This window comes from Streptomyces tateyamensis (assembly GCF_003205575.1).
GTDB classification, from domain to species: Bacteria; Actinomycetota; Actinomycetes; order Streptomycetales; family Streptomycetaceae; genus Kitasatospora; species Kitasatospora tateyamensis.
Genome location: NZ_PYBW01000053.1, coordinates 82,515 through 103,583 on the forward strand (window position 1 = coordinate 82,515; position 21,069 = coordinate 103,583).

30 protein-coding genes are annotated in these 21,069 nt (G+C 68.5%); 29 read left to right on the forward strand and 1 reads right to left on the reverse strand.

Translation table 11 applies throughout. The features are described from left to right. Window position 1: 1 nt before the first annotated feature. From rplP to glmM, 28 genes are all read left to right on the forward strand, one after another. The gene (rplP, locus tag C7C46_RS17005; RefSeq protein ID WP_030232476.1) at window positions 2–421 is read left to right on the forward strand and encodes a 50S ribosomal protein L16; all 420 of its coding nucleotides are present in this window, start codon (window positions 2–4) and stop codon (window positions 419–421) included. Then, window positions 421–645, forward strand: a complete 225-nt coding sequence (rpmC, locus tag C7C46_RS17010) for a 50S ribosomal protein L29 (protein WP_110670525.1) — start codon at window positions 421–423, stop codon at window positions 643–645. The genes rplP and rpmC overlap by 1 nt, the downstream gene beginning before the upstream one ends. Then, entirely contained in the window at window positions 645–917 is a 273-nt protein-coding gene (gene rpsQ, locus C7C46_RS17015; RefSeq protein ID WP_110670527.1) for a 30S ribosomal protein S17, read from the forward strand. The genes rpmC and rpsQ overlap by 1 nt, the downstream gene beginning before the upstream one ends. Before the next feature lie 103 nt (window positions 918–1,020). After that, on the forward strand, window positions 1,021–1,392 hold the full coding sequence (gene rplN / locus C7C46_RS17020; protein ID WP_030300391.1) for a 50S ribosomal protein L14: 372 nt from the start codon (window positions 1,021–1,023) through the stop codon (window positions 1,390–1,392). A 14-nt stretch (window positions 1,393–1,406) separates the two neighbouring features. Next, window positions 1,407–1,718, forward strand: coding sequence for a 50S ribosomal protein L24 (gene rplX, locus C7C46_RS17025; RefSeq protein WP_110670746.1), 312 nt, complete (start codon window positions 1,407–1,409; stop codon window positions 1,716–1,718). Beyond that, a complete protein-coding gene (gene rplE, locus C7C46_RS17030; protein WP_110670529.1) occupies window positions 1,718–2,287 on the forward strand; it encodes a 50S ribosomal protein L5 in 570 nt (189 codons plus the stop codon). The genes rplX and rplE overlap by 1 nt, the downstream gene beginning before the upstream one ends. A 4-nt stretch (window positions 2,288–2,291) precedes the next feature. After that, the gene (locus tag C7C46_RS17035) at window positions 2,292–2,477 is read left to right on the forward strand and encodes a type Z 30S ribosomal protein S14 (RefSeq protein ID WP_030393303.1); all 186 of its coding nucleotides are present in this window, start codon (window positions 2,292–2,294) and stop codon (window positions 2,475–2,477) included. 263 nt (window positions 2,478–2,740) lie between these two features. Then, window positions 2,741–3,148: a 30S ribosomal protein S8 gene (rpsH, locus tag C7C46_RS17040; protein ID WP_110670531.1), complete on the forward strand. Its 408-nt coding sequence runs from the start codon at window positions 2,741–2,743 to the stop codon at window positions 3,146–3,148. A 22-nt stretch (window positions 3,149–3,170) separates the two neighbouring features. Further along, window positions 3,171–3,710, forward strand: a complete 540-nt coding sequence (rplF, locus tag C7C46_RS17045; protein WP_110670533.1) for a 50S ribosomal protein L6 — start codon at window positions 3,171–3,173, stop codon at window positions 3,708–3,710. Between the two features lie 3 nt (window positions 3,711–3,713). Next, on the forward strand, window positions 3,714–4,097 hold the full coding sequence (rplR, locus tag C7C46_RS17050) for a 50S ribosomal protein L18 (protein ID WP_110670535.1): 384 nt from the start codon (window positions 3,714–3,716) through the stop codon (window positions 4,095–4,097). A 48-nt stretch (window positions 4,098–4,145) separates the two neighbouring features. Further along, window positions 4,146–4,793, forward strand: coding sequence for a 30S ribosomal protein S5 (rpsE, locus tag C7C46_RS17055; protein WP_110670537.1), 648 nt, complete (start codon window positions 4,146–4,148; stop codon window positions 4,791–4,793). Then, complete coding sequence (rpmD, locus tag C7C46_RS17060; protein WP_030300409.1) at window positions 4,793–4,975, forward strand: 50S ribosomal protein L30; 183 nt, start codon at window positions 4,793–4,795, stop codon at window positions 4,973–4,975. The genes rpsE and rpmD overlap by 1 nt, the downstream gene beginning before the upstream one ends. A gap of 2 nt (window positions 4,976–4,977) precedes the next feature. Beyond that, on the forward strand, window positions 4,978–5,430 hold the full coding sequence (gene rplO / locus C7C46_RS17065) for a 50S ribosomal protein L15 (protein WP_425470086.1): 453 nt from the start codon (window positions 4,978–4,980) through the stop codon (window positions 5,428–5,430). A gap of 349 nt (window positions 5,431–5,779) precedes the next feature. Further along, window positions 5,780–7,087 carry a preprotein translocase subunit SecY gene (gene secY / locus C7C46_RS17070; protein ID WP_110670539.1) on the forward strand — a complete coding sequence of 436 codons (1,308 nt, stop codon included), beginning with the start codon at window positions 5,780–5,782 and terminating at the stop codon, window positions 7,085–7,087. Then, a complete protein-coding gene (locus tag C7C46_RS17075) occupies window positions 7,087–7,734 on the forward strand; it encodes an adenylate kinase (protein WP_110670541.1) in 648 nt (215 codons plus the stop codon). Before secY ends, C7C46_RS17075 begins: the two co-directional genes overlap by 1 nt. A 136-nt stretch (window positions 7,735–7,870) precedes the next feature. Further along, the gene (gene map, locus C7C46_RS17080; protein WP_110670543.1) at window positions 7,871–8,710 is read left to right on the forward strand and encodes a type I methionyl aminopeptidase; all 840 of its coding nucleotides are present in this window, start codon (window positions 7,871–7,873) and stop codon (window positions 8,708–8,710) included. Window positions 8,711–8,761: 51 nt separating this feature from the next. Then, window positions 8,762–9,190, forward strand: a complete 429-nt coding sequence (gene mscL / locus C7C46_RS17085) for a large conductance mechanosensitive channel protein MscL (RefSeq protein WP_110670545.1) — start codon at window positions 8,762–8,764, stop codon at window positions 9,188–9,190. A gap of 153 nt (window positions 9,191–9,343) precedes the next feature. Beyond that, window positions 9,344–9,565, forward strand: a complete 222-nt coding sequence (gene infA, locus C7C46_RS17090; protein WP_003956442.1) for a translation initiation factor IF-1 — start codon at window positions 9,344–9,346, stop codon at window positions 9,563–9,565. A gap of 60 nt (window positions 9,566–9,625) precedes the next feature. Next, window positions 9,626–9,739 carry a 50S ribosomal protein L36 gene (gene rpmJ, locus C7C46_RS17095; protein ID WP_003956441.1) on the forward strand — a complete coding sequence of 38 codons (114 nt, stop codon included), beginning with the start codon at window positions 9,626–9,628 and terminating at the stop codon, window positions 9,737–9,739. Window positions 9,740–9,915: 176 nt separating this feature from the next. Further along, window positions 9,916–10,296 (forward strand): 30S ribosomal protein S13, encoded by a 381-nt coding sequence (rpsM, locus tag C7C46_RS17100; protein ID WP_110670547.1) that lies wholly within the window; start codon window positions 9,916–9,918, stop codon window positions 10,294–10,296. Window positions 10,297–10,368: 72 nt separating this feature from the next. Beyond that, on the forward strand, window positions 10,369–10,776 hold the full coding sequence (gene rpsK, locus C7C46_RS17105) for a 30S ribosomal protein S11 (RefSeq protein WP_030232513.1): 408 nt from the start codon (window positions 10,369–10,371) through the stop codon (window positions 10,774–10,776). A gap of 167 nt (window positions 10,777–10,943) precedes the next feature. Continuing rightward, window positions 10,944–11,966, forward strand: coding sequence for a DNA-directed RNA polymerase subunit alpha (locus tag C7C46_RS17110; RefSeq protein ID WP_035848201.1), 1,023 nt, complete (start codon window positions 10,944–10,946; stop codon window positions 11,964–11,966). Window positions 11,967–12,092: 126 nt separating this feature from the next. After that, a complete protein-coding gene (rplQ, locus tag C7C46_RS17115; RefSeq protein WP_110670549.1) occupies window positions 12,093–12,614 on the forward strand; it encodes a 50S ribosomal protein L17 in 522 nt (173 codons plus the stop codon). Window positions 12,615–12,695: 81 nt separating this feature from the next. Next, window positions 12,696–13,595 carry a tRNA pseudouridine(38-40) synthase TruA gene (gene truA / locus C7C46_RS17120; protein WP_425470087.1) on the forward strand — a complete coding sequence of 300 codons (900 nt, stop codon included), beginning with the start codon at window positions 12,696–12,698 and terminating at the stop codon, window positions 13,593–13,595. A gap of 42 nt (window positions 13,596–13,637) precedes the next feature. Continuing rightward, window positions 13,638–15,302: an ABC-F family ATP-binding cassette domain-containing protein gene (locus C7C46_RS17125; protein WP_110670551.1), complete on the forward strand. Its 1,665-nt coding sequence runs from the start codon at window positions 13,638–13,640 to the stop codon at window positions 15,300–15,302. 226 nt (window positions 15,303–15,528) lie between these two features. Continuing rightward, the gene (gene rplM / locus C7C46_RS17130; protein ID WP_110670553.1) at window positions 15,529–15,972 is read left to right on the forward strand and encodes a 50S ribosomal protein L13; all 444 of its coding nucleotides are present in this window, start codon (window positions 15,529–15,531) and stop codon (window positions 15,970–15,972) included. A gap of 42 nt (window positions 15,973–16,014) precedes the next feature. Beyond that, complete coding sequence (gene rpsI / locus C7C46_RS17135; protein ID WP_425470088.1) at window positions 16,015–16,527, forward strand: 30S ribosomal protein S9; 513 nt, start codon at window positions 16,015–16,017, stop codon at window positions 16,525–16,527. A gap of 182 nt (window positions 16,528–16,709) precedes the next feature. Then, window positions 16,710–18,080 carry a phosphoglucosamine mutase gene (glmM, locus tag C7C46_RS17140; protein WP_110670555.1) on the forward strand — a complete coding sequence of 457 codons (1,371 nt, stop codon included), beginning with the start codon at window positions 16,710–16,712 and terminating at the stop codon, window positions 18,078–18,080. 11 nt (window positions 18,081–18,091) lie between these two features. Here glmM and coaA read toward each other — a convergent pair whose 3' ends face one another. Continuing rightward, window positions 18,092–19,090: a type I pantothenate kinase gene (coaA, locus tag C7C46_RS17145; protein ID WP_245984465.1), complete on the reverse strand. Its 999-nt coding sequence runs from the start codon at window positions 19,088–19,090 to the stop codon at window positions 18,092–18,094. A gap of 118 nt (window positions 19,091–19,208) precedes the next feature. Between coaA and glmS the strand changes: the two genes are divergently transcribed. After that, entirely contained in the window at window positions 19,209–21,065 is a 1,857-nt protein-coding gene (gene glmS, locus C7C46_RS17150) for a glutamine--fructose-6-phosphate transaminase (isomerizing) (protein WP_110670557.1), read from the forward strand. The last annotated feature ends 4 nt before the right edge of the window (window positions 21,066–21,069 follow it).

Consider the following 21,069-nt stretch of genomic DNA (forward strand, 5'->3'; position numbering starts at 1 on the left):
CATGCTGATCCCCCGTCGGGTCAAGCACCGCAAGCAGCACCACCCGAAGCGCCGTGGCGCTGCCAAGGGTGGCACCGAGCTGGCCTTCGGCCAGTTCGGCATCCAGGCCGTCACCCCGGCCTACGTGACGAACCGTCAGATCGAGTCCGCTCGTATCGCGATCACCCGTCACATCCGCCGTGGCGGCAAGGTCTGGATCAACATCTACCCGGACCGGCCGCTCACCAAGAAGCCGGCCGAGACCCGCATGGGTTCCGGTAAGGGTTCGCCGGAGTGGTGGATCGCGAACGTGCACCCGGGTCGGGTCATGTTCGAGCTGTCGTACCCGAACGAGAAGGTGGCTCGCGAGGCGCTCACCCGCGCCGCGCACAAGCTGCCGATGAAGTGCCGGATCGTCCGGCGCGAGGACGGTGAGAGCTGATGTCGGCCGGCACCAAGGCTGCTGAGCTTCGCGAGCTGGACAACGAGGGTCTCGTTGCCAAGCTCCGTGAGGCCAAGGAGGAGCTGTTCAACCTCCGCTTCCAGGCGGCGACCGGACAGCTCGACAACCACGGACGGCTCCGGCTGGTCCGTAAGGACATCGCGCGGATCTACACCCTGATGCGCGAGCGCGAGCTGGGCATCGAGACGGTGGAGAGCGCCTGATGACTGAGAACACCAACGAGACGCGCGGTTTCCGCAAGACCCGCGAGGGTCTCGTCGTCAGCGACAAGATGGACAAGACCGTCGTCGTCGCCGTCGAGGACCGCGTCAAGCACGCTCTGTACGGCAAGGTCATCCGCCGTACGAACAAGCTGAAGGCGCACGACGAGCAGAACGCGTGCGGCATCGGTGACCGGGTCCTCCTCGCGGAGACCCGCCCGCTGTCCGCGACGAAGCGCTGGCGCGTCGTCGAGATCCTCGAGAAGGCCAAGTAACGAAGCCGATGCGGTACGGCCGTATGTGCACCGGGTTCCCTCGGGAATGCCGGTGTGAGCAGCGGCCGGCCGGTCGACTTTCGTTGACGATCAGGAGAAAGCTGTGATCCAGCAGGAGTCGCGACTGCGTGTCGCCGACAACACGGGTGCCAAGGAGATTCTCTGCATCCGCGTTCTCGGTGGCTCCGGTCGCCGCTACGCCGGTATCGGGGACGTCATCGTCGCCACCGTCAAGGACGCGATCCCCGGTGGTTCCGTGAAGAAGGGCGACGTCGTCAAGTGCGTCGTCGTCCGCACGGTCAAGGAGCGCCGTCGTCCGGACGGTTCCTACATCCGTTTCGACGAGAACGCCGCTGTCGTTCTCAAGAACACCGATGGTGACCCCCGCGGTACCCGCATCTTCGGCCCGGTGGGCCGCGAGCTGCGCGACAAGAAGTTCATGAAGATCATCTCGCTGGCGCCGGAGGTGCTCTAACCATGGCGAACAGCATGAAGATCAAGAAGGGTGACCTGGTTCAGGTCATCACCGGCAAGGACAAGGGCAAGCAGGGCAAGGTCATCCAGGCCATGCCGACTGAGAACAAGGTCCTGGTCGAGGGTGTGAACCGGGTCAAGAAGCACACCAAGCCCGGCCAGGGCACCGCCGGTGGCATTGTCACCGTCGAGGCCCCGGTGCACGTTTCCAACGTGCAGCTGGTCGTGGAGAAGGACGGCAAGAAGGTCGTCACCCGCGTGGGCTACCGCTTCGACGACGAGGGCAACAAGATCCGCGTTGCCAAGCGAACCGGTGAGGACATCTGATGTCTGAGACGACTGTTGAGAAGGTGACCCCCCGTCTCAAGGAGCGTTACAACTCCGAGATCAAGGGTCAGCTGCAGGAAGAGTTCTCGTACGAGAACGTCATGCTGATCCCCGGCCTGGTCAAGGTCGTGGTCAACATGGGTGTTGGCGAGGCCGCCCGCGACAGCAAGCTGATCGAGGGCGCGATCAAGGACCTGACCGCGATCACCGGTCAGAAGCCGGCCGTGACCAAGGCCCGCAAGTCCATCGCGCAGTTCAAGCTGCGCGAGGGTCAGCCGATCGGCACCCACGTCACCCTCCGTGGTGACCGCATGTGGGAGTTCCTGGACCGTCTGGTGTCGCTGGCGCTGCCGCGTATCCGTGACTTCCGTGGCCTCTCCCCGAAGCAGTTCGACGGCCGTGGCAACTACACCTTCGGTCTGACCGAGCAGGTTATGTTCCACGAGATCGACCAGGACAAGGTCGACCGTCAGCGCGGTATGGACATCACCGTCGTGACCACCGCTCAGACCGACGACGAGGGCCGGGCGCTCCTGCGCGCTCTGGGCTTCCCGTTCAAGGAGGCGTGAGCCAATGGCGAAGAAGTCCCTCATCGCGAAGGCCGAGCGTAAGCCGAAGTTCGGCGTGCGGGCCTACACCCGGTGCCAGCGGTGCGGTCGTCCGCACTCCGTGTACCGCAAGTTCGGCCTCTGCCGTGTGTGCCTCCGTGAGATGGCGCACCGCGGCGAGCTGCCGGGCGTGACCAAGAGCTCCTGGTAGTCCCGGAGCGCTAGGCACACCACTGCGAAGCAGAGCGGCCCGCCCTCCCTACTTTTGGGTTCCCGTCAGGGATCCCGTAAGGTAGTGGGGTCGGGCCCCCTGCCGCGGCATTCCCATGGATGTCCGCGGCTCTTCTCTGGAAGGGCTCGCACCCAGTCTTACTAACGTCGCAGGTCCCCTGCGTCTGTGCCCTCACCGCACTCCTGAGTGCGGCGGGGGGACCTGGCGCGGAGAAACCACGGCGAGAGAGGCCTGAGGCCACCATGACCATGACTGACCCCATCGCAGACATGCTCACGCGTCTGCGGAACGCGAACTCGGCGTACCACGACAGTGTCGCGATGCCGTCGAGCAAGCTCAAGGCGCACGTCGCCGAGATCCTGCAGCAGGAGGGTTACATCTCCTCCTACAAGGTCGAGGACCCGAGCGAGGGCGAGGTGGGCAAGAAGCTCACCATCGAGCTCAAGTTCGGCCCGAACCGTGAGCGCTCCATCGCCGGCATCAAGCGCATCAGCAAGCCGGGTCTGCGTGTTTACGCAAAGTCCACCAACCTGCCGAAGGTGCTCGGCGGCCTGGGCGTGGCGATCATCTCCACGTCCTCGGGTCTCCTCACCGACAAGCAGGCCGCCAAGAAGGGCGTAGGCGGAGAAGTTCTCGCCTACGTCTGGTAATTCGGGAAACGGAGGTACAGCAATGTCGCGTATTGGACGGCTGCCCATCCCGGTTCCCGCCGGCGTGGACGTCACCATCGATGGCCAGACGGTCTCGGTGAAGGGCCCCAAGGGCTCGCTCACCCACGTCGTCGCTGCGCCGATCGAGATCAGCAAGGACGAGAGCGGCACCCTGGTGGTCTCTCGCCCGAACGACGAGCGACTGTCGAAGGCCCTCCACGGCCTGTCGCGCACGCTGGTGGCGAACATGATCACCGGCGTGACCGCGGGCTACCGCAAGTCGCTGGAGATCAGCGGTGTTGGTTACCGCGTCGCGGCGAAGGGCTCCTCGATGGAGTTCTCGCTCGGCTACAGCCACCCGATCCTGGTCGAGGCCCCGGAGGGCATCTCCTTCGTGGTCGAGTCGCCCACCAAGTTCCACGTGGACGGCACTGACAAGCAGAAGGTCGGCGAGGTCGCCGCGAAGATCCGCAAGCTGCGCAAGCCCGACCCGTACAAGGCCAAGGGCGTCAAGTACGCGGGCGAGGTCATCCGCCGCAAGGTCGGAAAGAGTGGTAAGTAAGCGATGAGCGTCTCTGTCAAGATCGGCAAGGGCAACGCCTACAAGAACGCCGCCCGCAAGCGCCGCGCGATCCGCGTTCGCAAGCGCGTCACCGGCACCGAGGTGCGTCCGCGCCTCGTCGTGACGCGTTCGAACCGTCACATGGTCGCCCAGGTCATCGACGACGCCAAGGGTCACACCCTGGCGTCGGCGTCCACCCTCGACGTGTCCATCAAGGGCGCCGAGGGCGACAAGACCGAGCTGGCCAAGAAGGTCGGGAGCCTGGTCGCCGAGCGCGCCAAGGCTGCCGGCATCGAGTCGGTCGTCTTCGACCGCGCGGGCAACCGGTACGCCGGCCGCATCGCCGCCCTGGCGGACGCGGCCCGCGAGGCCGGGCTCGACTTCTAAGCCGCTCGTCGACTTAGTCGGCGGACGTAATCGAGAGAGGTAATTCCAATGGCTGGACCCCAGCGCCGCGGTAGCGGCGCCGGCGGCGGCACCGGTGGCGAGCGGCGCGACCGTAAGCGTGACGACCGGGGCAGTGCCCCCGCCGTCGAGAAGACTGCTTACGTCGAGCGCGTGGTCGCGATCAACCGTGTCGCCAAGGTTGTCAAGGGTGGTCGTCGTTTCAGCTTCACCGCGCTGGTCGTGGTGGGCGACGGTGACGGCACCGTGGGTGTCGGTTACGGGAAGGCGAAGGAGGTTCCGGCCGCCATCGCCAAGGGTGTTGAGGAGGCCAAGAAGAACTTCTTCAAGGTTCCCCGTATCCAGGGCACCATCCCGCACCCCGTCCAGGGCGAGAAGGCCGCTGGCGTCGTGCTCCTGAAGCCGGCTTCCCCGGGTACCGGTGTTATCGCCGGTGGTCCGGTGCGTGCCGTGCTGGAGTGCGCCGGCGTCCACGACATCCTGTCGAAGTCGCTCGGCTCGGACAACGCGATCAACATCGTGCACGCCACCGTGGCTGCTCTGAAGGGCCTCATGCGCCCCGAGGAGATCGCCGCCCGCCGTGGCCTGCCGCTGGAGGACGTGGCTCCCGCCGCCCTGCTGCGCGCTCGCGCGGCCGGCACGGCTGCTGCCGCTGCTTCGGTTGGGGCTGGTGTCTGATGGCTCGCCTGAAGATCACCCAGACCAAGAGCTACATCGGCAGCAAGCAGAACCACCGCGAGACGCTGCGCTCGCTGGGTCTGAAGCGCATGCACGATGTGGTCGTCAAGGAGGACCGTCCCGAGATCCGCGGGATGGCCCAGACCGTGCGTCACCTCGTCACGGTCGAGGAGGTGGACTGATCATGTCTGACAACCCGATCAAGGTTCACAACCTGCGTCCGGCCCCCGGTGCCAAGACCGAGAAGACCCGTGTCGGTCGCGGTGAGGGCTCCAAGGGCAAGACCGCCGGTCGTGGCACCAAGGGCACCAAGGCCCGTTACCAGGTTCCGCAGCGCTTCGAGGGTGGCCAGATGCCCCTCCACATGCGCCTGCCGAAGCTCAAGGGCTTCAAGAACCCCTTCAAGGTGACCTTCCAGGTCGTCAACCTCGACAAGCTGGCCGAGCTCTACCCGCAGGGTGGCGAGGTCACGGTCGAGGGTCTCGTCCAGAAGGGCGCGGTTCGCAAGAACTCGCTCGTCAAGGTGCTCGGCACCGGCGAGATCTCGGTGGCCCTGCAGGTCTCGGTGGACGCCGTCTCCGGCTCCGCCGCCGAGAAGATCAAGGCCGCCGGCGGCACCGTCACCGAGCTGATCTGACCCCCGGTCCGCCGGATCAGAAGCTTGGCTGACTGATCGTCACAGAGCGCCCCGTCCCTCGTTAGAGGGGCGGGGCGCTCTGCTGCTGCCGGGTCGGCCGTGTGCCGATGACCACGTGATCCACACCCAAGCCAGGCCAAATCCGGGCATCTGGGCGCCGTGCTCGCAATCGCGCTCCCGGTTGGCTTCTTCGGAGTGGCCACACACTGTTAGAGTCCGTGGAGTTCCCTTGTAGGTTGCGGCCATCCCCGGCCGCGTGGCCTGCCGGGAGCGCCCGACCCCCCTTACCAACCCCGTCCATCTGGACCGACCCTCCCGCCGACGACGTGCGGGAGGCGCAGGAGGCACCGTGCTCAGTGCGTTCGCGCGGGCGTTCAAGACGCCCGACCTGCGCAAGAAGCTGCTGTTCACGCTGGGCATCATGGTGCTGTTCCGGCTCGGCGCGCACGTGCCGGTGCCCGGGGTGAACTTCAAGGCCGTCCACACGTGTGTGAACGAGAGCAAGAACGGGCTGTTCGGCCTGGTCAACCTGTTCAGCGGCGGTGCGCTGCTGCAGCTGACGATCTTCGCGCTCGGCATCATGCCGTACATCACCGCCAGCATCATCCTGCAGCTGCTGACCGTCGTGATCCCGCGACTCGAAGCGCTGAAGAAGGAGGGCCAGGCCGGGACGACGAAGATCACCCAGTACACCCGGTACCTGACCATCGCGCTGGCCATCCTGCAGGGCACCGGCATCGTCGCCACCGCCTCGAACGGCGCGCTGTTCTCCACCTGCCCGGTGGGCAACCAGGTGGTGCCCGACACCTCGGTGTTCCGGATCGCCACCATGGTCATCTGCATGACCGCCGGCACCACCGTGATCATGTGGCTCGGTGAGCTGATCACCGACCGCGGCATCGGCAACGGCATGTCGATCCTGATCTTCACCTCGATCGCGGCCGGCTTCCCCGGCAACCTGTGGACGATCAAGAAGCTCGGCAAGATCGCCGGCGGCTGGTTCGACTTCTTCGCGGTGATCGCCGTCGGCATCGTCGTGGTGGTCCTGGTCATCTTCGTCGAGCAGGCGCAGCGCCGGATCCCGGTGCAGTACGCGAAGCGCATGATCGGCCGCCGCGCGTTCGGCGGCACCTCGACCTACATCCCGCTGAAGGTCAACCAGGCCGGTGTCATCCCGGTCATCTTCGCCTCCTCGCTGCTGTACATCCCGGCGCTGGTCGCCCAGCTGACCAACAGCAAGGCGGGCTGGGCGGTCTGGATCCAGAACAACTTCACCAAGGGTGACCACCCGGCGTACATGATCTCGTACTTCGTGCTGATCGTGTTCTTCGCCTTCTTCTACGTCGCGATCTCCTTCAACCCCGAAGAAGTCGCCGACAACATGAAGAAGTATGGTGGCTTCATTCCGGGTATCCGGGCGGGCCGACCGACCGCCGAATACCTGAACTACGTGCTGACCCGCATCACCTGGCCGGGTTCGCTCTACCTGGGCCTCATCGCGCTGATCCCGATGATCGGCCTGGTCGCCCTCAACGCGAGCACCACGATCCCGTTCGGTGGCACCAGCATCCTCATCATCGTCGGTGTCGGACTCGAAACTGTTAAGCAGATCGAGAGCCAGCTCCAGCAGCGTAATTACGAAGGGTTCCTCCGCTGATGCGTATCGTCCTCGTCGGACCTCCGGGGGCCGGGAAGGGTACTCAGGCGCACGTGCTCGCCAAGACCCTGTCCATTCCCCACATCTCGACCGGTGACCTGTTCCGGGCCAACATCAGCCAGAGCACCCCGCTGGGGCTCGAGGCGAAGGGCTACATGGACAAGGGTCAGCTCGTACCGGACGAGGTGACCATCGGGATGGCCAAGGACCGGCTGCTGCAGTCGGACACCGCCGGCGGTTTCCTGCTCGACGGTTTCCCGCGCAACCTGGCCCAGGCGAAGGCACTGGACGAGTTCCTCTCCGAGCAGCGCATCGGCCTGGACGGGGCGCTCGACCTGGAGGTCCCCGAGGACGAGGTGGTCAAGCGCATCGCCGGCCGCCGGATCTGCCGCAACAACGGCGCGCACGTCTACCACGTGGTGTACAACCCGCCGGCCGCCGAGGGCGTCTGCGACGAGTGCGGTGGCGAGCTCTACCAGCGCTCGGACGACACCGAGGAGTCGGTGCGCACCCGGCTGGAGGTCTACCACACGGAGACCGAGCCGATCATCGACTACTACGTCCAGCAGGGCCTGGTGACCACCATCCCGGCGCTGGGCACCGTGGACGAGGTCACCCAGCGCGCGGTGGACGCGCTCAAGAAGTAACCACCCGCGTACGTCCCGCACGGCCGTGGCACCCCGAACCGGGGAGCCACGGCCGTGCGGCGTCGTACCGTGGGGGAGTAGCCCGACCGCCGGGCAAGGACCCGGCGCGAACTTACCGACGAAAGGCGTTGGCCAGATGGTGGAGATCAAGACCCCCGAGCAGATCGCGAAGATGCGGGTCGCCGGGCTGGTCGTGGCCGAGGCGCTCAAGGCCTGCCGGGAGGCGGTCGCTCCGGGGGTGACCACCCAGGAACTCAACGACATCGCCGACAAGGTGATCACCGACCACGGTGCCACCTCCAACTTCCGCGCCCACCACGGCGGCCTCTGGTTCCCGGGGGTGATCTGCGCCTCGGTCAACAACGAGGTGGTGCACGGCATCCCCGGCGACCGGGTGCTGCAGGAGGGCGACGTGATCTCCATCGACTGCGGTGCCATCGTGGACGGCTGGCACGGCGACGCGGCGATCACCGTCCCGGTCGGCGCGGTCGCGCCCGAGGTGGAGATGCTCTCCCGGGTGACCGAGGGCTCGATGTGGGCCGGCATCGCGCAGATGAAGAAGAGCAACCGCCTGGTCGACGTCTCCAAGGCGATCGAGGGCTTCATCCGCCGCCAGCCGCTGCCGCCCAAGGGCAAGTGGGGCATCACCGAGGGCTACGGCGGCCACGGCATCGGCACCGCGATGCACATGGAGCCGCACGTGCTGAACTACGTCGAGCGCGGCCGCGGCAAGGGCCCGAAGCTGGTGCCCGGCACGGTGCTGGCGATCGAGCCGATGGTCTCGCTGGGCACCCCGCACACCTCGGTGCTGGAGGACGACTGGACCGTGGTGACCAACGACGGCACCTGGGCCTCGCACTGGGAGCACTCGGTCGCGGTGACCGAGCACGGCCCGCTGGTGCTCACCGCCTTCGACGGCGGCAAGGCGCAGCTCGCGGCGCTGGGCGTGACCGCAGCTCCCGACCCGCTGGGCTGAGCCGGTATAGTCCGGGCTCGACCGCGAGCCAATCGGACAATAGGGGTAACAGTGCTCAAGGGCTTTCGCGACTTCATGATGCGCGGCAACGTCGTGGACATGGGCGTCGGCATCGTGATCGGCGCCTCGTTCACCGGGGTGGTCAACTCCTTCGTGAAGGCCTTCCTGACTCCCCTGGTGGGCCTGGCCACCGGCGCCACCGGCGACTTCAGCAGCAAGACCACCACGGTGGCCCACCGGGTGATCTTCCCCTACGGGGAGTTCGTCAACACGCTGATCTCCTTCGTGCTGACCGCCGCGGTGCTGTACTTCATGGTGGTGCTGCCGATCGCCAAGGCCAGCGCGCGCTACCTGCCGAAGAAGCCGAAGGCGGCCAAGCGCCCGTGCCCGGAGTGCCTCACCGAGATCCCGGACGCGGCCTCGCGCTGCGCGGCCTGCACCGCCCAGGTGGTGCCGCTCACCGTGCCGGCCCAGCACTGAGCAGGGTCACCTCCGAGGTCATGTAAGATGGACCGTCGGCTGTCTCGTAGCGTGCTTCGGCACGCCCTCGACCTCTCAGGTTCGAGGTGACGCCTGGTACGCACGAGCGTTCCGCATACGGTAGCCGGTCCCGAAGGGTGGATCTCGCAGTTCATGGCCAAGAAGCAAGGCGCCATTGAAATCGAGGGCACCGTGATCGAGTCTCTTCCGAACGCCATGTTCAAAGTCGAGCTTCAGAACGGTCACAAGGTCCTCGCGCACATCAGCGGCAAGATGCGCATGCACTACATCCGCATCCTCCCGGATGACCGGGTCGTGGTGGAGCTGAGCCCCTACGACCTGACCCGCGGTCGGATCGTCTACCGGTACAAGTAGTTACATTTGCTTGCTCCGCAAGCGGCAACACGTCAGATCTAGACCCGGAGGACCAGAGTCATGAAGGTCAAGCCGAGCGTCAAGAAGATCTGCGACAAGTGCAAGGTGATCCGCCGTCACGGCCGGGTCATGGTGATCTGCGACAACCTGCGCCACAAGCAGCGCCAGGGCTGATCGTCCCGCATTTCTCGTAGTACTTCGCGCGACGCGCACTGTCATAAACGGGCTGCCCGATCCGTCCCCGCCCGGGACGGACTGCCACCCCCGGTTCAGAGGCCGGGGCTCGCACACCGAGAGGTGTCCGGGTAGGCAGCTTGTTAGACCTCTGAAGAACAACCCAGGAGCCTTGAATGGCACGCCTCTCCGGCGTTGATCTCCCCCGCGAGAAGCGGATCGAGATCGCCCTCACGTACGTCTACGGCATCGGCCGCACCCGCGCCCAGCAGACGCTGGCCGAGACGGGCGTGAACCCCGACATCCGCGTCCGCGACATCACCGAGGACGACCTCGTCACCCTGCAGCGCTTCATCGACGCGAACTTCCGCGTCGAGGGTGACCTCCGCCGCGAGGTCGCCGCCGACATCCGCCGCAAGGTCGAGATCGGCTGCTACGAGGGTCTGCGGCACCGCCGTGGCCTGCCCGTCCGCGGTCAGCGCACCCACACCAACGCGCGTACCCGCAAGGGCCCGCGTCGCGCGATCGCCGGCAAGAAGAAGCCGGGCAAGAAGTAGTCCGTCCCGTAACCGGACATCCCTCCGGCCCGCGGGTCAGCGGACCGACCACCTCAGTAGGAGAACAGACTTATGCCCCCTAAGGGTCGTCAGGCTGCCGGCGCGAAGAAGATCCGCCGCAAGGAAAAGAAGAACGTCGCTCACGGGCACGCCCACATCAAGAGCACGTTCAACAACACCATCGTTTCGATCACCGACCCCGCGGGCAACGTGATCTCCTGGGCCTCTGCCGGCCACGTCGGCTTCAAGGGCTCGCGCAAGTCCACCCCGTTCGCCGCGCAGATGGCCGCCGAGGCCGCCGCGCGTCGTGCGCAGGAGCACGGCATGCGCAAGGTCGACGTCTTCGTGAAGGGTCCGGGCTCCGGCCGCGAGACCGCGATCCGTTCGCTCCAGGCCACCGGCCTGGAGGTCGGCTCGATCCAGGACGTCACCCCCACCCCGCACAACGGCTGCCGCCCGCCGAAGCGTCGCCGCGTCTGACCTCGGCAGAGTGCCTCGGCTTCGGCCGAAGCTCCGGCGTCTGACGCGTCGCCTTCGGGTGCGAGTGTTTTAAACCTGGTACGGGCTCCCGTTTCGCGCGGGAGCCCGTACTCTTGGTGTCGTACGACGTCAAATAGTGGGCGTCGACACAACTGGAGGATCTGAACATGCTTATCGCTCAGCGTCCGTCGCTGACCGAAGAGGTTGTCGACGAGTACCGCTCGCGGTTCGTCATCGAGCCGCTGGAGCCGGGCTTCGGCTACACCCTCGGCAACTCGCTCCGTCGCACGCTCCTCTCCTCGATCCCCGGTGCTGCTGTCACCAGCATCCGGATCGACGGTGTCCTGCACGAGTTCACCACCGTGCCGGGCGTCAAGGAGGACGTGACCGACCTCATCCTGAACATCAAGCAGCTGGTCGTCTCCTCGGAGCACGACGAGCCGGTCGTGATGTACCTGCGCAAGCAGGGCCCGGGTGTGGTCACCGCCGCCGACATCGCGCCGCCGGCCGGTGTCGAGGTGCACAACCCCGAGCTGGTCCTGGCCACGCTGAACGGCAAGGGCAAGCTGGAGATGGAGCTGACCGTCGAGCGCGGTCGCGGCTACGTCTCCGCCGTGCAGAACAAGGCGTCCGGCCAGGAGATCGGCCGGATCCCGGTCGACTCGATCTACAGCCCCGTGCTGAAGGTCACCTACAAGGTCGAGGCCACCCGTGTCGAGCAGCGGACCGACTTCGACAAGCTGATCGTCGACGTCGAGACCAAGCCCGCCATGCGCCCGCGTGACGCCATGGCCTCGGCCGGCAAGACCCTGGTGGAGCTGTTCGGTCTCGCCCGCGAGCTGAACATCGACGCCGAGGGCATCGACATGGGCCCGTCCCCGACGGACGCCGCCCTGGCCGCCGACCTGGCGCTGCCGATCGAGGAGCTGGAGCTCACCGTTCGGTCGTACAACTGCCTCAAGCGCGAGGGCATCCACACCGTGGGTGAGCTCGTCGCCCGCTCCGAGGCCGACCTGCTCGACATCCGTAACTTCGGTGCGAAGTCGATCGACGAGGTCAAGGCGAAGCTGGCCGGCATGGGTCTGGCCCTCAAGGACAGCCCGCCCGGGTTCGACCCGACCGCGGCCGCCGACGCCTTCGGCGCCGACGACCTGGACGACGCCGGGTACGCGGAGACCGAGCAGTACTAAGAGATGTGGGGCGGGGCGGGCCCTGGTGGGCCGCCCCCGTTCCGTGCAAGTCGTGGCGGCAACAGTGCCGCCACGCCCGCTGCGGTACCTGGTACGGCCGCAGTCGGAGATTCAAGGAGTTCATCCATGCCGCGTCCCACGAAGGGTGCCCGCCTCGGCGGCGGCCCGCACCACGAGCCCCTGCTGCTCGCCGGTCTGGCCCGTGAGCTGTTCCAGTACGGCCGCATCACCACCACCGAGGCCAAGGCCCGCCGCCTGCGCCCGCTGGCGGAGAAGCTGATCACCAAGGCGAAGAAGGGCGACATCCACAACCGTCGCCTGGTGCGCAAGACCATCACCGACATCGCGGTGCTGCACACCCTCTTCACCGAGATCGCGCCGCGCTACGAGAACCGCCCGGGTGGCTACACCCGGATCACCAAGATCATGCCCCGTCGTGGCGACAACGCCCCGATGGCCGTGATCGAGCTGGTCGAGGCGCTGACCGTCGCGCAGACCGCGGTCGGCGAGGCCGAGGCCGCCACCAAGCGCTCCGCCAAGGACGCCGAGGCTGCCGCCCCGGTCGCCGAGGAGACCGCTGCTGCCGAGGCTCCGGCCGACGCTGCTCCGGCCGACGCCGCGCCGGCCGACGAGGCCGAGCAGGCCTGACACCGGTAGGTGCACGACGGGCCCGCTCCTCCGCTTCGGCGGGGGAGCGGGCCCGTTCCCTTTGTCCCAGGAGAGGTATCTGTGGTGAACGACTGCGCCGAGCCGACCCAGCGTCAGGACGGCCCCGCCGAGGGGTACCGGCGGATCCGGCTGGACCTGGCCTACCACGGCGCCGAGTTCTCCGGCTGGGCCCGCCAGCGGGGGCGGCGCACCGTGCAGGAGGAGATCGAGAGCGCGCTGCAGGTCGTCACCCGCAGCCCGGAGCCGTTCGCGCTGACCGTGGCCGGGCGCACCGACGCCGGGGTGCACGCGCGCGGCCAGGTGGCCCACGTGGACCTGCCGGCCGAGCTGTGGGCGGCGCACGGCGAGAAGCTGCTGCGCCGGCTGGCCGGGCGGCTGCCGGCCGACGTGCGGGTGTTCCGGGTGGGCGAGGCGCCGGCCGGGTTCGACGCCCGGTTCGCCGCGATCTGGCGCCGGTACGCCTACCGGGTCGCCGACCACCAGGGCGGGGTGGACCCGCTGCTGCGCGGCCACGTGCTCTGGCACGACCGCCCGCTGGACCTGGAGAAGATGAACCAGGCGGCGAAGCTGCTGCTCGGCGAGCACGACTTCGCGGCCTACTGCAAGAAGCGGGAGGGCGCGACCACCATCCGCACCCTGCTGGAACTGCACTGGGACCGGGTGCCGATGGACCCGTACGCGGCCCAGGAGGGTTCGCTGGCGGTGGCCACCGTGCGGGCCGACGCGTTCTGCCACAACATGGTGCGGGCCCTGGTCGGCGCGATGCTGCTGGTCGGGGACGGGCACCGGCCGGTGGAGTTCCCGGGCGAGGTGCTGGCCGGCGGGGTGCGCAACAGCGCGGTCAACGTGATCCGGCCCTACGGGCTGACCCTGGAAGAGGTCGGCTACCCGGCCGACGACCAGCTGGCCGAGCGCGGGCGGCTGGCCCGGCGGCTGCGCACCCTGCCGGGGCAGAGCTAATCCGTTTGGTCCGTGGGGCCGAGGTAGGGAGAATTCCGGGCCATGGGACACGTCGAGATTTCGCACCTTGAGTACTACCTGCCGGACGGACGGGTGCTCTTCGACGACGCCTCGTTCCGGGTGGGGGAGGGCGCTGCCGTCGCCCTGGTCGGCGCCAACGGGGCCGGCAAGACCACCCTGCTGCGCATGATCGCCGGTGACGTGCAGTCGCACGGCGGCACCGTCACGGTCTCCGGCGGCCTGGGCGTGATGCGCCAGTTCGTCGGCACCACCGGCCGCGAGGACCTGCGCGAGACTCCGGGCGCGCTGCCGCCGGACGCCTCGGTGCGCGACCTGCTGGTCTCGGTGGCCCCGCCGCGGATCGCGGTGGCGGCCCGCGCGGTGGACGCGGCGGAGCTGGCGATGATGGCCCAGGACGACGAGAAGTCCCAACTGGCCTACGCCCAGGCGCTCTCCGACTGGGCGGACGCCGGTGGCTACGACTACGAGACCGACTGGGACGTCTGCACCACGGCGGCCCTCGGCATGCCCTTCGACCGGGCCCAGTTCCGCGGCCTGAACACCCTCTCCGGCGGTGAGCAGAAGCGCCTGGTGCTGGAGTGCCTGCTGCGCGGCCCGGACGAGGTGCTGCTGCTGGACGAGCCGGACAACTACCTGGACGTGCCGGGCAAGCGCTGGCTGGAGGAGGCGATCAAGGCCTCGCCGAAGACCGTGCTGTTCATCTCGCACGACCGGGAGCTGCTCTCGCGCTGCGCCGACAAGATCATCAGCATCGAGTCCGGGTTCGGCGGCGGCGGCAGTTCGGTCTGGGTGCACGGCGGCGGCTTCGACTCCTTCCACGAGGCCCGCAAGGAGCGCTTCGCCCGGTTCGAGGAGCTCGGCCGCCGCTGGGACGAGGAACACGCCAAGCTGAAGAAGCTGGTGGTGAACCTGCGTCAGGCCGCCTCGGTCAGCCACGCGCTGGCCACCCGGTACGCCGCCGCGCAGACCCGGCTGAAGAAGTTCGAGGAGGCCGGCCGTCCGGAGGAGCCGCCCCGCGAGCAGAACATCACCATGCGGCTCAAGGGCGGGCGCACCGGGGTGCGGGCGCTGACCATCGAGCAGCTGGGCCTGACCGGCCTGATGCAGCCCTTCGACCTGGAGGTCTTCTACGGCCAGCGGGTCGCCGTGCTGGGCTCCAACGGCTCCGGCAAGTCGCACTTCCTGCGGCTGCTGGCCGGCGACGAGTCGGTGGCGCACACCGGCTCGTTCCGACTCGGCGCCCGGGTGGTGCCCGGCCATTTCCGGCAGACCCACGCGCACCCGGAGCTGTTCGGCCGCACGGTCCGCTCGATCATCGAGGAGGAGCACGCGCTCAGCCGCGGCGCCGCGATGGGGGCGCTGCGCCGGTACGAGCTGGACAAGCAGGAGGAGCAGAAGTTCGAGTCGCTCTCCGGCGGCCAGCAGGCCCGGTTGATGATCCTCAAGCTGGAGCTGTCCGGGGTGACGGCGCTGCTGCTGGACGAGCCGACCGACAACCTGGACCTGGAGAGCGCGGAGGCGCTGCAGGAGGGGCTGGAGGCCTTCGACGGCACGGTGCTCTGCGTGACCCACGACCGCTGGTTCGCCCGCACTTTCGACCGCTTCCTGGTCTTCGGTTCGGACGGCCGGGTCTACGAGTCGCCGGAGCCGGTGTGGGACGAGCGCCGGGTCGAGCGCGAGCGCTGAGCCCGCCGCGGCACCACGGATTTTGGCCTGGCGCCACCGGGCGGGTATCGTAGGCCCTTGTTGTGCGTATTGGCTCGCTCCATCTCACGTGAGAGGTCGGTACGCCGGAGACACCAGGTCGATGACCAGCGATTCCTGCTTGATTGCGTCCAAGCGGAGTCAGGCTGATCCACTCGAACAGGTGCTCCTGTCAGGACTCACTCACTGAAAAGCGAAGGCTACGACCGTGCGTACGTACAGCCCCAAGCCCGGCGACGTCCAGCGTCAGTGGCACGTCATCGACGCGACCGACGTCGTGCTCGGCCGTCTGGCCTCCCAGGCCGCCAACCTCCTGCGGGGCAAGCACAAGCCCACCTACGCGCCGCACATGGACATGGGTGACTTCGTCATCATCATCAATGCGGACAAGGTGCACCTGTCGGGGAACAAGAAGACCCAGAAGATGGCGTACCGCCACAGCGGCTTCCCGGGCGGCCTGCGCTCGGTCCGCTACGACGACCTCCTGGCCAACAACCCGGAGAAGGCCGTCGAGAAGGCCATCAAGGGCATGGTCCCGAAGAACACCCTGGGCCGTCAGATGCTCTCGAAGCTGAAGGTCTACTCGGGCGACCAGCACCCGCACGCTGCCCAGCAGCCGGTGCCGTTCGAGATCACCCAGGTCGCGCAGTAATCCCGGCCACAAGCCCTTAACTAAGAAAAGCTGAGGAACATCGTGGCCGAGAACGCTGCCATCGAGACCACCCTGGACGTCGACTTCGACGAGGAGCTCACCGAGTACACCTCGGAGGAGGAGACCTCGTACTCGACCGAGTCGGCCGCCGGCCGCTTCGGCGAGGCCGTGCCGGGCGCCGGCCTGGGCCGCCGCAAGGAGGCGATCGCCCGCGTGCGCATCGTCCCCGGCACCGGCAAGTGGAAGATCAACGGTCGCACCCTGGAGAACTACTTCCCCAACAAGGTGCACCAGCAGACCGTGAACGAGCCCTTCAAGCTCCTTGAGCTGGACGGCCGTTACGACGTCGTTGCCCGCATCGCGGGTGGCGGTGTCTCCGGTCAGGCCTACGCGCTGCGCCTCGGCGTGGCCCGCGCCCTGAACGAGGCCGACGTGGACAACAACCGCGGCGCCCTCAAGAAGGCCGGCTTCCTGACCCGTGACTCGCGCGCCGTCGAGCGCAAGAAGGCCGGTCTCAAGAAGGCCCGCAAGGCCCCGCAGTACAGCAAGCGCTAATCGCACCTCCGGGGTGCGTACCACCCGATGGTGCGCACCCCGTTGGTGGGACTCACGCCCCGGAGCACTCCTCGTGCCCCGGGGCGTTGTGCTCCCTGGACCGGTCAGGCGGCCAGGGATACCTCTGTCGCCGGTCGGATGCCCACAGCGCCGGCCGGTGCCTCCCAATGAAGGACGGGACAGTGGCACGACTCTTCGGTACGGACGGCGTGCGCGGGGTGGCCAACGAGGGCCTCAGCGCCGAACTCGCGCTCGGGCTGGCGATGGCCGCCGCGCACGTGCTCGGTGACGCGGGCGGCTTCGGCGGCCGGCGCCCGGTCGCGGTGGTCGGGCGGGACCCGCGGGCCAGCGGCGAGTTCCTGGAGGCCGCGGTGATCGCGGGCCTGGCCGGCTCGGGGGTGGACGTGCTGCGGGTCGGCGTGCTGCCGACCCCGGCGGTGGCCTACCTCACCGGTGCGCTGGGCGCCGACTTCGGCGTGATGCTGTCGGCCAGTCACAACGCCATGCCGGACAACGGGATCAAGTTCCTGGCCCGTGGCGGGCACAAGCTCGACGACGCGGTCGAGGACGCCATCGAGGCCGACTACCACCGCGCCCAGGACGGTGCGGCGCCCGCCCGCCCGCGCCCGACCGGGGCCGGCGTGGGCCGGGTGCACGAGTACACCGAGGGCTTCGACAAGTACGTCGCGCACCTGGTCGCAGTGCTGCCCAACCGCCTCGACGGCGTCAAGGTGGTGATCGACGGCGCCCACGGCGCCGCCGCCAAAGTGGCCCCCGAGGCCTTCGCCCGGGCCGGTGCCGAGGTGGTCTTCACCCTGGGCGCCGAGCCGACCGGCCTGAACATCAACGACGGGGTGGGCTCCACCCACCTGGACGGCCTGCAGCGGGCGATGCGCGAGCACCGGGCCGACCTCGGCATCGCGCTGGACGGCGATGCGGACCGCTGCCTGGCCGCCGACGCCGAGGGCAACGAGGTGGACGGCGACCAGATCATGGCGATCCTGGCGCTGGCCATGCGCGAGGCCGGCACGCTGCGCCGCAACACCGCGGTCGGCACCGTGATGAGCAACCTGGGCTTCAAGCTGGCGATGGAGCGCGAGGGCATCGGCCTGGTGCAGACGGCGGTCGGGGACCGCTACGTGCTGGAGGCGATGAAGGAGCACGGCTACGCGCTGGGCGGCGAGCAGTCCGGCCACGTGATCCTGCTGGACCACGCGACCACCGGCGACGGCACGCTGACCGGGCTGATGCTCGGCGCCCGGCTGGCCGCGACCCGCAAGCCGCTGGCCGAGCTGGCCGAGGTGATGACCCGGCTGCCGCAGCTGCTGATCAACGTCAAGGGCGTGGACAAGGACCGGGTGAACGACTGCGCCGAGCTGGCCGCCGCGGTCAAGGAGGCCGAGGAGGAGCTGGGCGGCACCGGTCGGGTGCTGCTGCGCCCCTCCGGCACCGAGCCGCTGGTGCGGGTGATGGTGGAGGCGGCCGACCAGGCGCAGGCCCGGGAGGTGGCCGAGCGGCTGGCCGGGGTGGTCCGGGAGCAGCTCGCCTCCTGAGGCGGCGTCAGTCAGAGCTTGCGCAGGAGGGCGCGGCGCACCTTGTGGTCCGCGCCCTTCTGCAGGATCAGGGTGGCGCGGCCGCGGGTGGGCAGCACGTTCTCCAGCAGGTTGGGCTTGTTGATGGTGCGCCAGACCTGGCGGCCGTACTCCATCGCCTCCTCCTCCGGCACCTCGGTGAACCGGCGGAAGTAGGAGTTGGGGTCCTGGAAGGCGGTGTCCCGCAGCTTCTTGAACCGGGACAGGTACCAGTTCTCGATGTCGTCGGTGCGCGCGTCGACGTAGATGGAGAAGTCGAAGTAGTCGGCCACCGCCAGCCGGGTGCGGCCGTCGGTGCCGGGCAGCGCGGGCTGCAGCACGTTCAGGCCCTCGACGATCAGGATGTCGGGGCGCTGCACGGTCAGCCGCTGGTCGGCCACGATGTCGTACACCAGGTGCGAGTAGACCGGGGCGCCGACCTGGTCCTTGCCGGCCTTCACGTCGGCGACGAAGCGCATCAGCGCGCGCCGGTCGTAGGACTCCGGGAAGCCCTTGCGGGCCATCAGGCCGCGCCGGCGCAGTTCGGCGTTGGGGAGCAGGAAGCCGTCCGTGGTGACCAGCTCGACCCGCGGGTGCTCGGGCCAGCGGGCCAGCAGGGCCTGCAGCAGGCGGGCGGTGGTGGACTTGCCGACCGCGACCGAGCCGGCCACGCCGATGATGAACGGGGTGCGGGTCCGTTCGGTGTCCTGGGTGTCCAGGAAGGTGCCGAGCGCACCGCGCAGCTCATGGGTCGCGTGGATGTACAGGTTGAGCAGCCGGGACAGCGGTAGGTAGACGTCCTCCACCTCGCCGAGGTCCAGCGCGGTGCCGAGGCCGCGCAGGCGCTCCACCTCGTCCGCGCTCAGCGGCAGCGGAGTGCGGTTGCGCAGGGCGCTCCACTCGGCCCGCGAGAGGTCGACGTACGGGGACGGCGACGGGCTGGACGCGGCGGGAGCGCCCCGGGTACAGAGTTCGGTCAGCACGTGCTCCATTGTGGGCCGTCCGGGGTCGGCGGGGCCCTGTGGCGTCGGTCACCCGCTGTTGTCCTGCTCGCAAATTTGGGTCACCGAGCGCGAGTAGGGTTGTCCACCAGCACTTATGCTCACACATATGTGCGGAATTGTTGCTTATGTGGGCTCTCAGAGCGCACTCGACGTAGTGGTGGCGGGCCTTCAGCGGCTCGAATACCGCGGATACGACTCGGCCGGTGTGGCCATCCAGGTGGCGGACTCCTCAGGGCAGTGGAGCCTGGCCACCGACAAACGGGCCGGCAAGCTCGTCAACCTGGAGAAATCGCTGGCCCAGGCGCCGCTCCCGGCGGGTACCGCGGGGATCGGGCACACCCGCTGGGCCACCCACGGCGGCCCGACCGACGCCAACGCCCACCCTCACCAGGACGACCACCGCAGGGTGGCGGTGGTGCACAACGGGATCATCGAGAACTTCGCCCAGCTGCGTGCCGAACTGGCCGACCGCGGCCACACGCTGCGCTCGGAGACCGACACCGAGGTGGTCGCGCACCTGCTGGCCGAGGCCTTCGAGGGCGACCTGGCCGAGGCGATGCGGGTGGTCTGCCGCCGGCTGGACGGCGCCTTCACCCTGGTGGCGGTGCACGCGGACGCCCCCGGCACGGTGGTCGGGGCCCGGCGCAACTCGCCGCTGGTGGTCGGGGTCGGGGAGGGCGAGAACTTCCTGGCCTCGGACGTGTCCGCGTTCATCGCGCACACCCGCGAGGCGATCGAGCTGGGCCAGGACCAGGTGGTCGAGCTGACCGCCGACCGGGTCACGGTCACCGACTTCCACGGCGCCCCCGCCGAGGTGCGCGGCTACCACGTGGACTGGGACGCCTCGGCCGCCGAGAAGGGCGGTTACGACTACTTCATGCTCAAGGAGATCGCCGAGCAGCCCAAGGCGGTCGCCGACACCCTGCTCGGCCGGATCGGCACCGACGGCCGGCTCACCCTGGACGAGCTGCGGATCCCCGACGCGGTGCTGCGCGAGGTCGACAAGGTCGTCATCGTGGCCTGCGGCACCGCCTTCCACGCCGGCATGATCGCCAAGTACGCGATCGAGCACTGGACCCGGATCCCGTGCGAGGTCGAGGTCGCCTCGGAGTTCCGCTACCGGGACCCGATCCTGGACGACCGGACCCTGGTGATCGCCATCTCCCAGTCGGGCGAGACCATGGACACCCTGATGGCCCTGCGGCACGCCCGCGAGCAGGGCGCCCGGGTGCTGGCGATCTGCAACACCAACGGCTCGACCATCCCGCGCGAGTCGGACGCGGTGCTCTACACGCACGCCGGTCCCGAGGTGGCGGTGGCCTCCACCAAGGCCTTCCTCACCCAGCTGGTGGCCTGCTACCTGGTGGCGCTCTACCTGGGCCAGGTGCGCGGCACCAAGTGGGGCGACGAGATCTGGGCCGTCATCAAGGAGCTGTCCCAGGCGCCCAAGCAGGTCGAGCAGGTGCTGCGGACCATGGAGCCGGTGCGCGAGCTGGCCCGCTCGCTGGCCGACGCCCGCTCGGTGCTCTTCCTGGGCCGGCACGTCGGCTTCCCGGTGGCGCTGGAGGGTGCGCTCAAGCTCAAGGAGCTCGCCTACATGCACGCCGAGGGCTTCGCGGCGGGCGAGTTGAAGCACGGTCCGATCGCGCTGATCGAGGAGGGGCTGCCGGTGGTCGTGGTGGTGCCCTCGCCGCGCGGGCGGTCGATCCTGCACGACAAGATCGTGTCCAACATCCAGGAGATCCGGGCCCGCGGTGCGCGGACCATCGTGATCGCCGAGGAGGGCGACGAGGCGGTGGTGCCGTACGCGGACCACCTGATCCGGATCCCGGTCACCCCCACGCTCCTCCAGCCGCTGGTGGCGACCGTGCCGCTGCAGGTGTTCGCCTGCGAGCTGGCCACCGCCAAGGGGCACGAGGTGGACCAGCCGCGCAATCTCGCCAAGTCGGTGACGGTGGAGTAGGTAC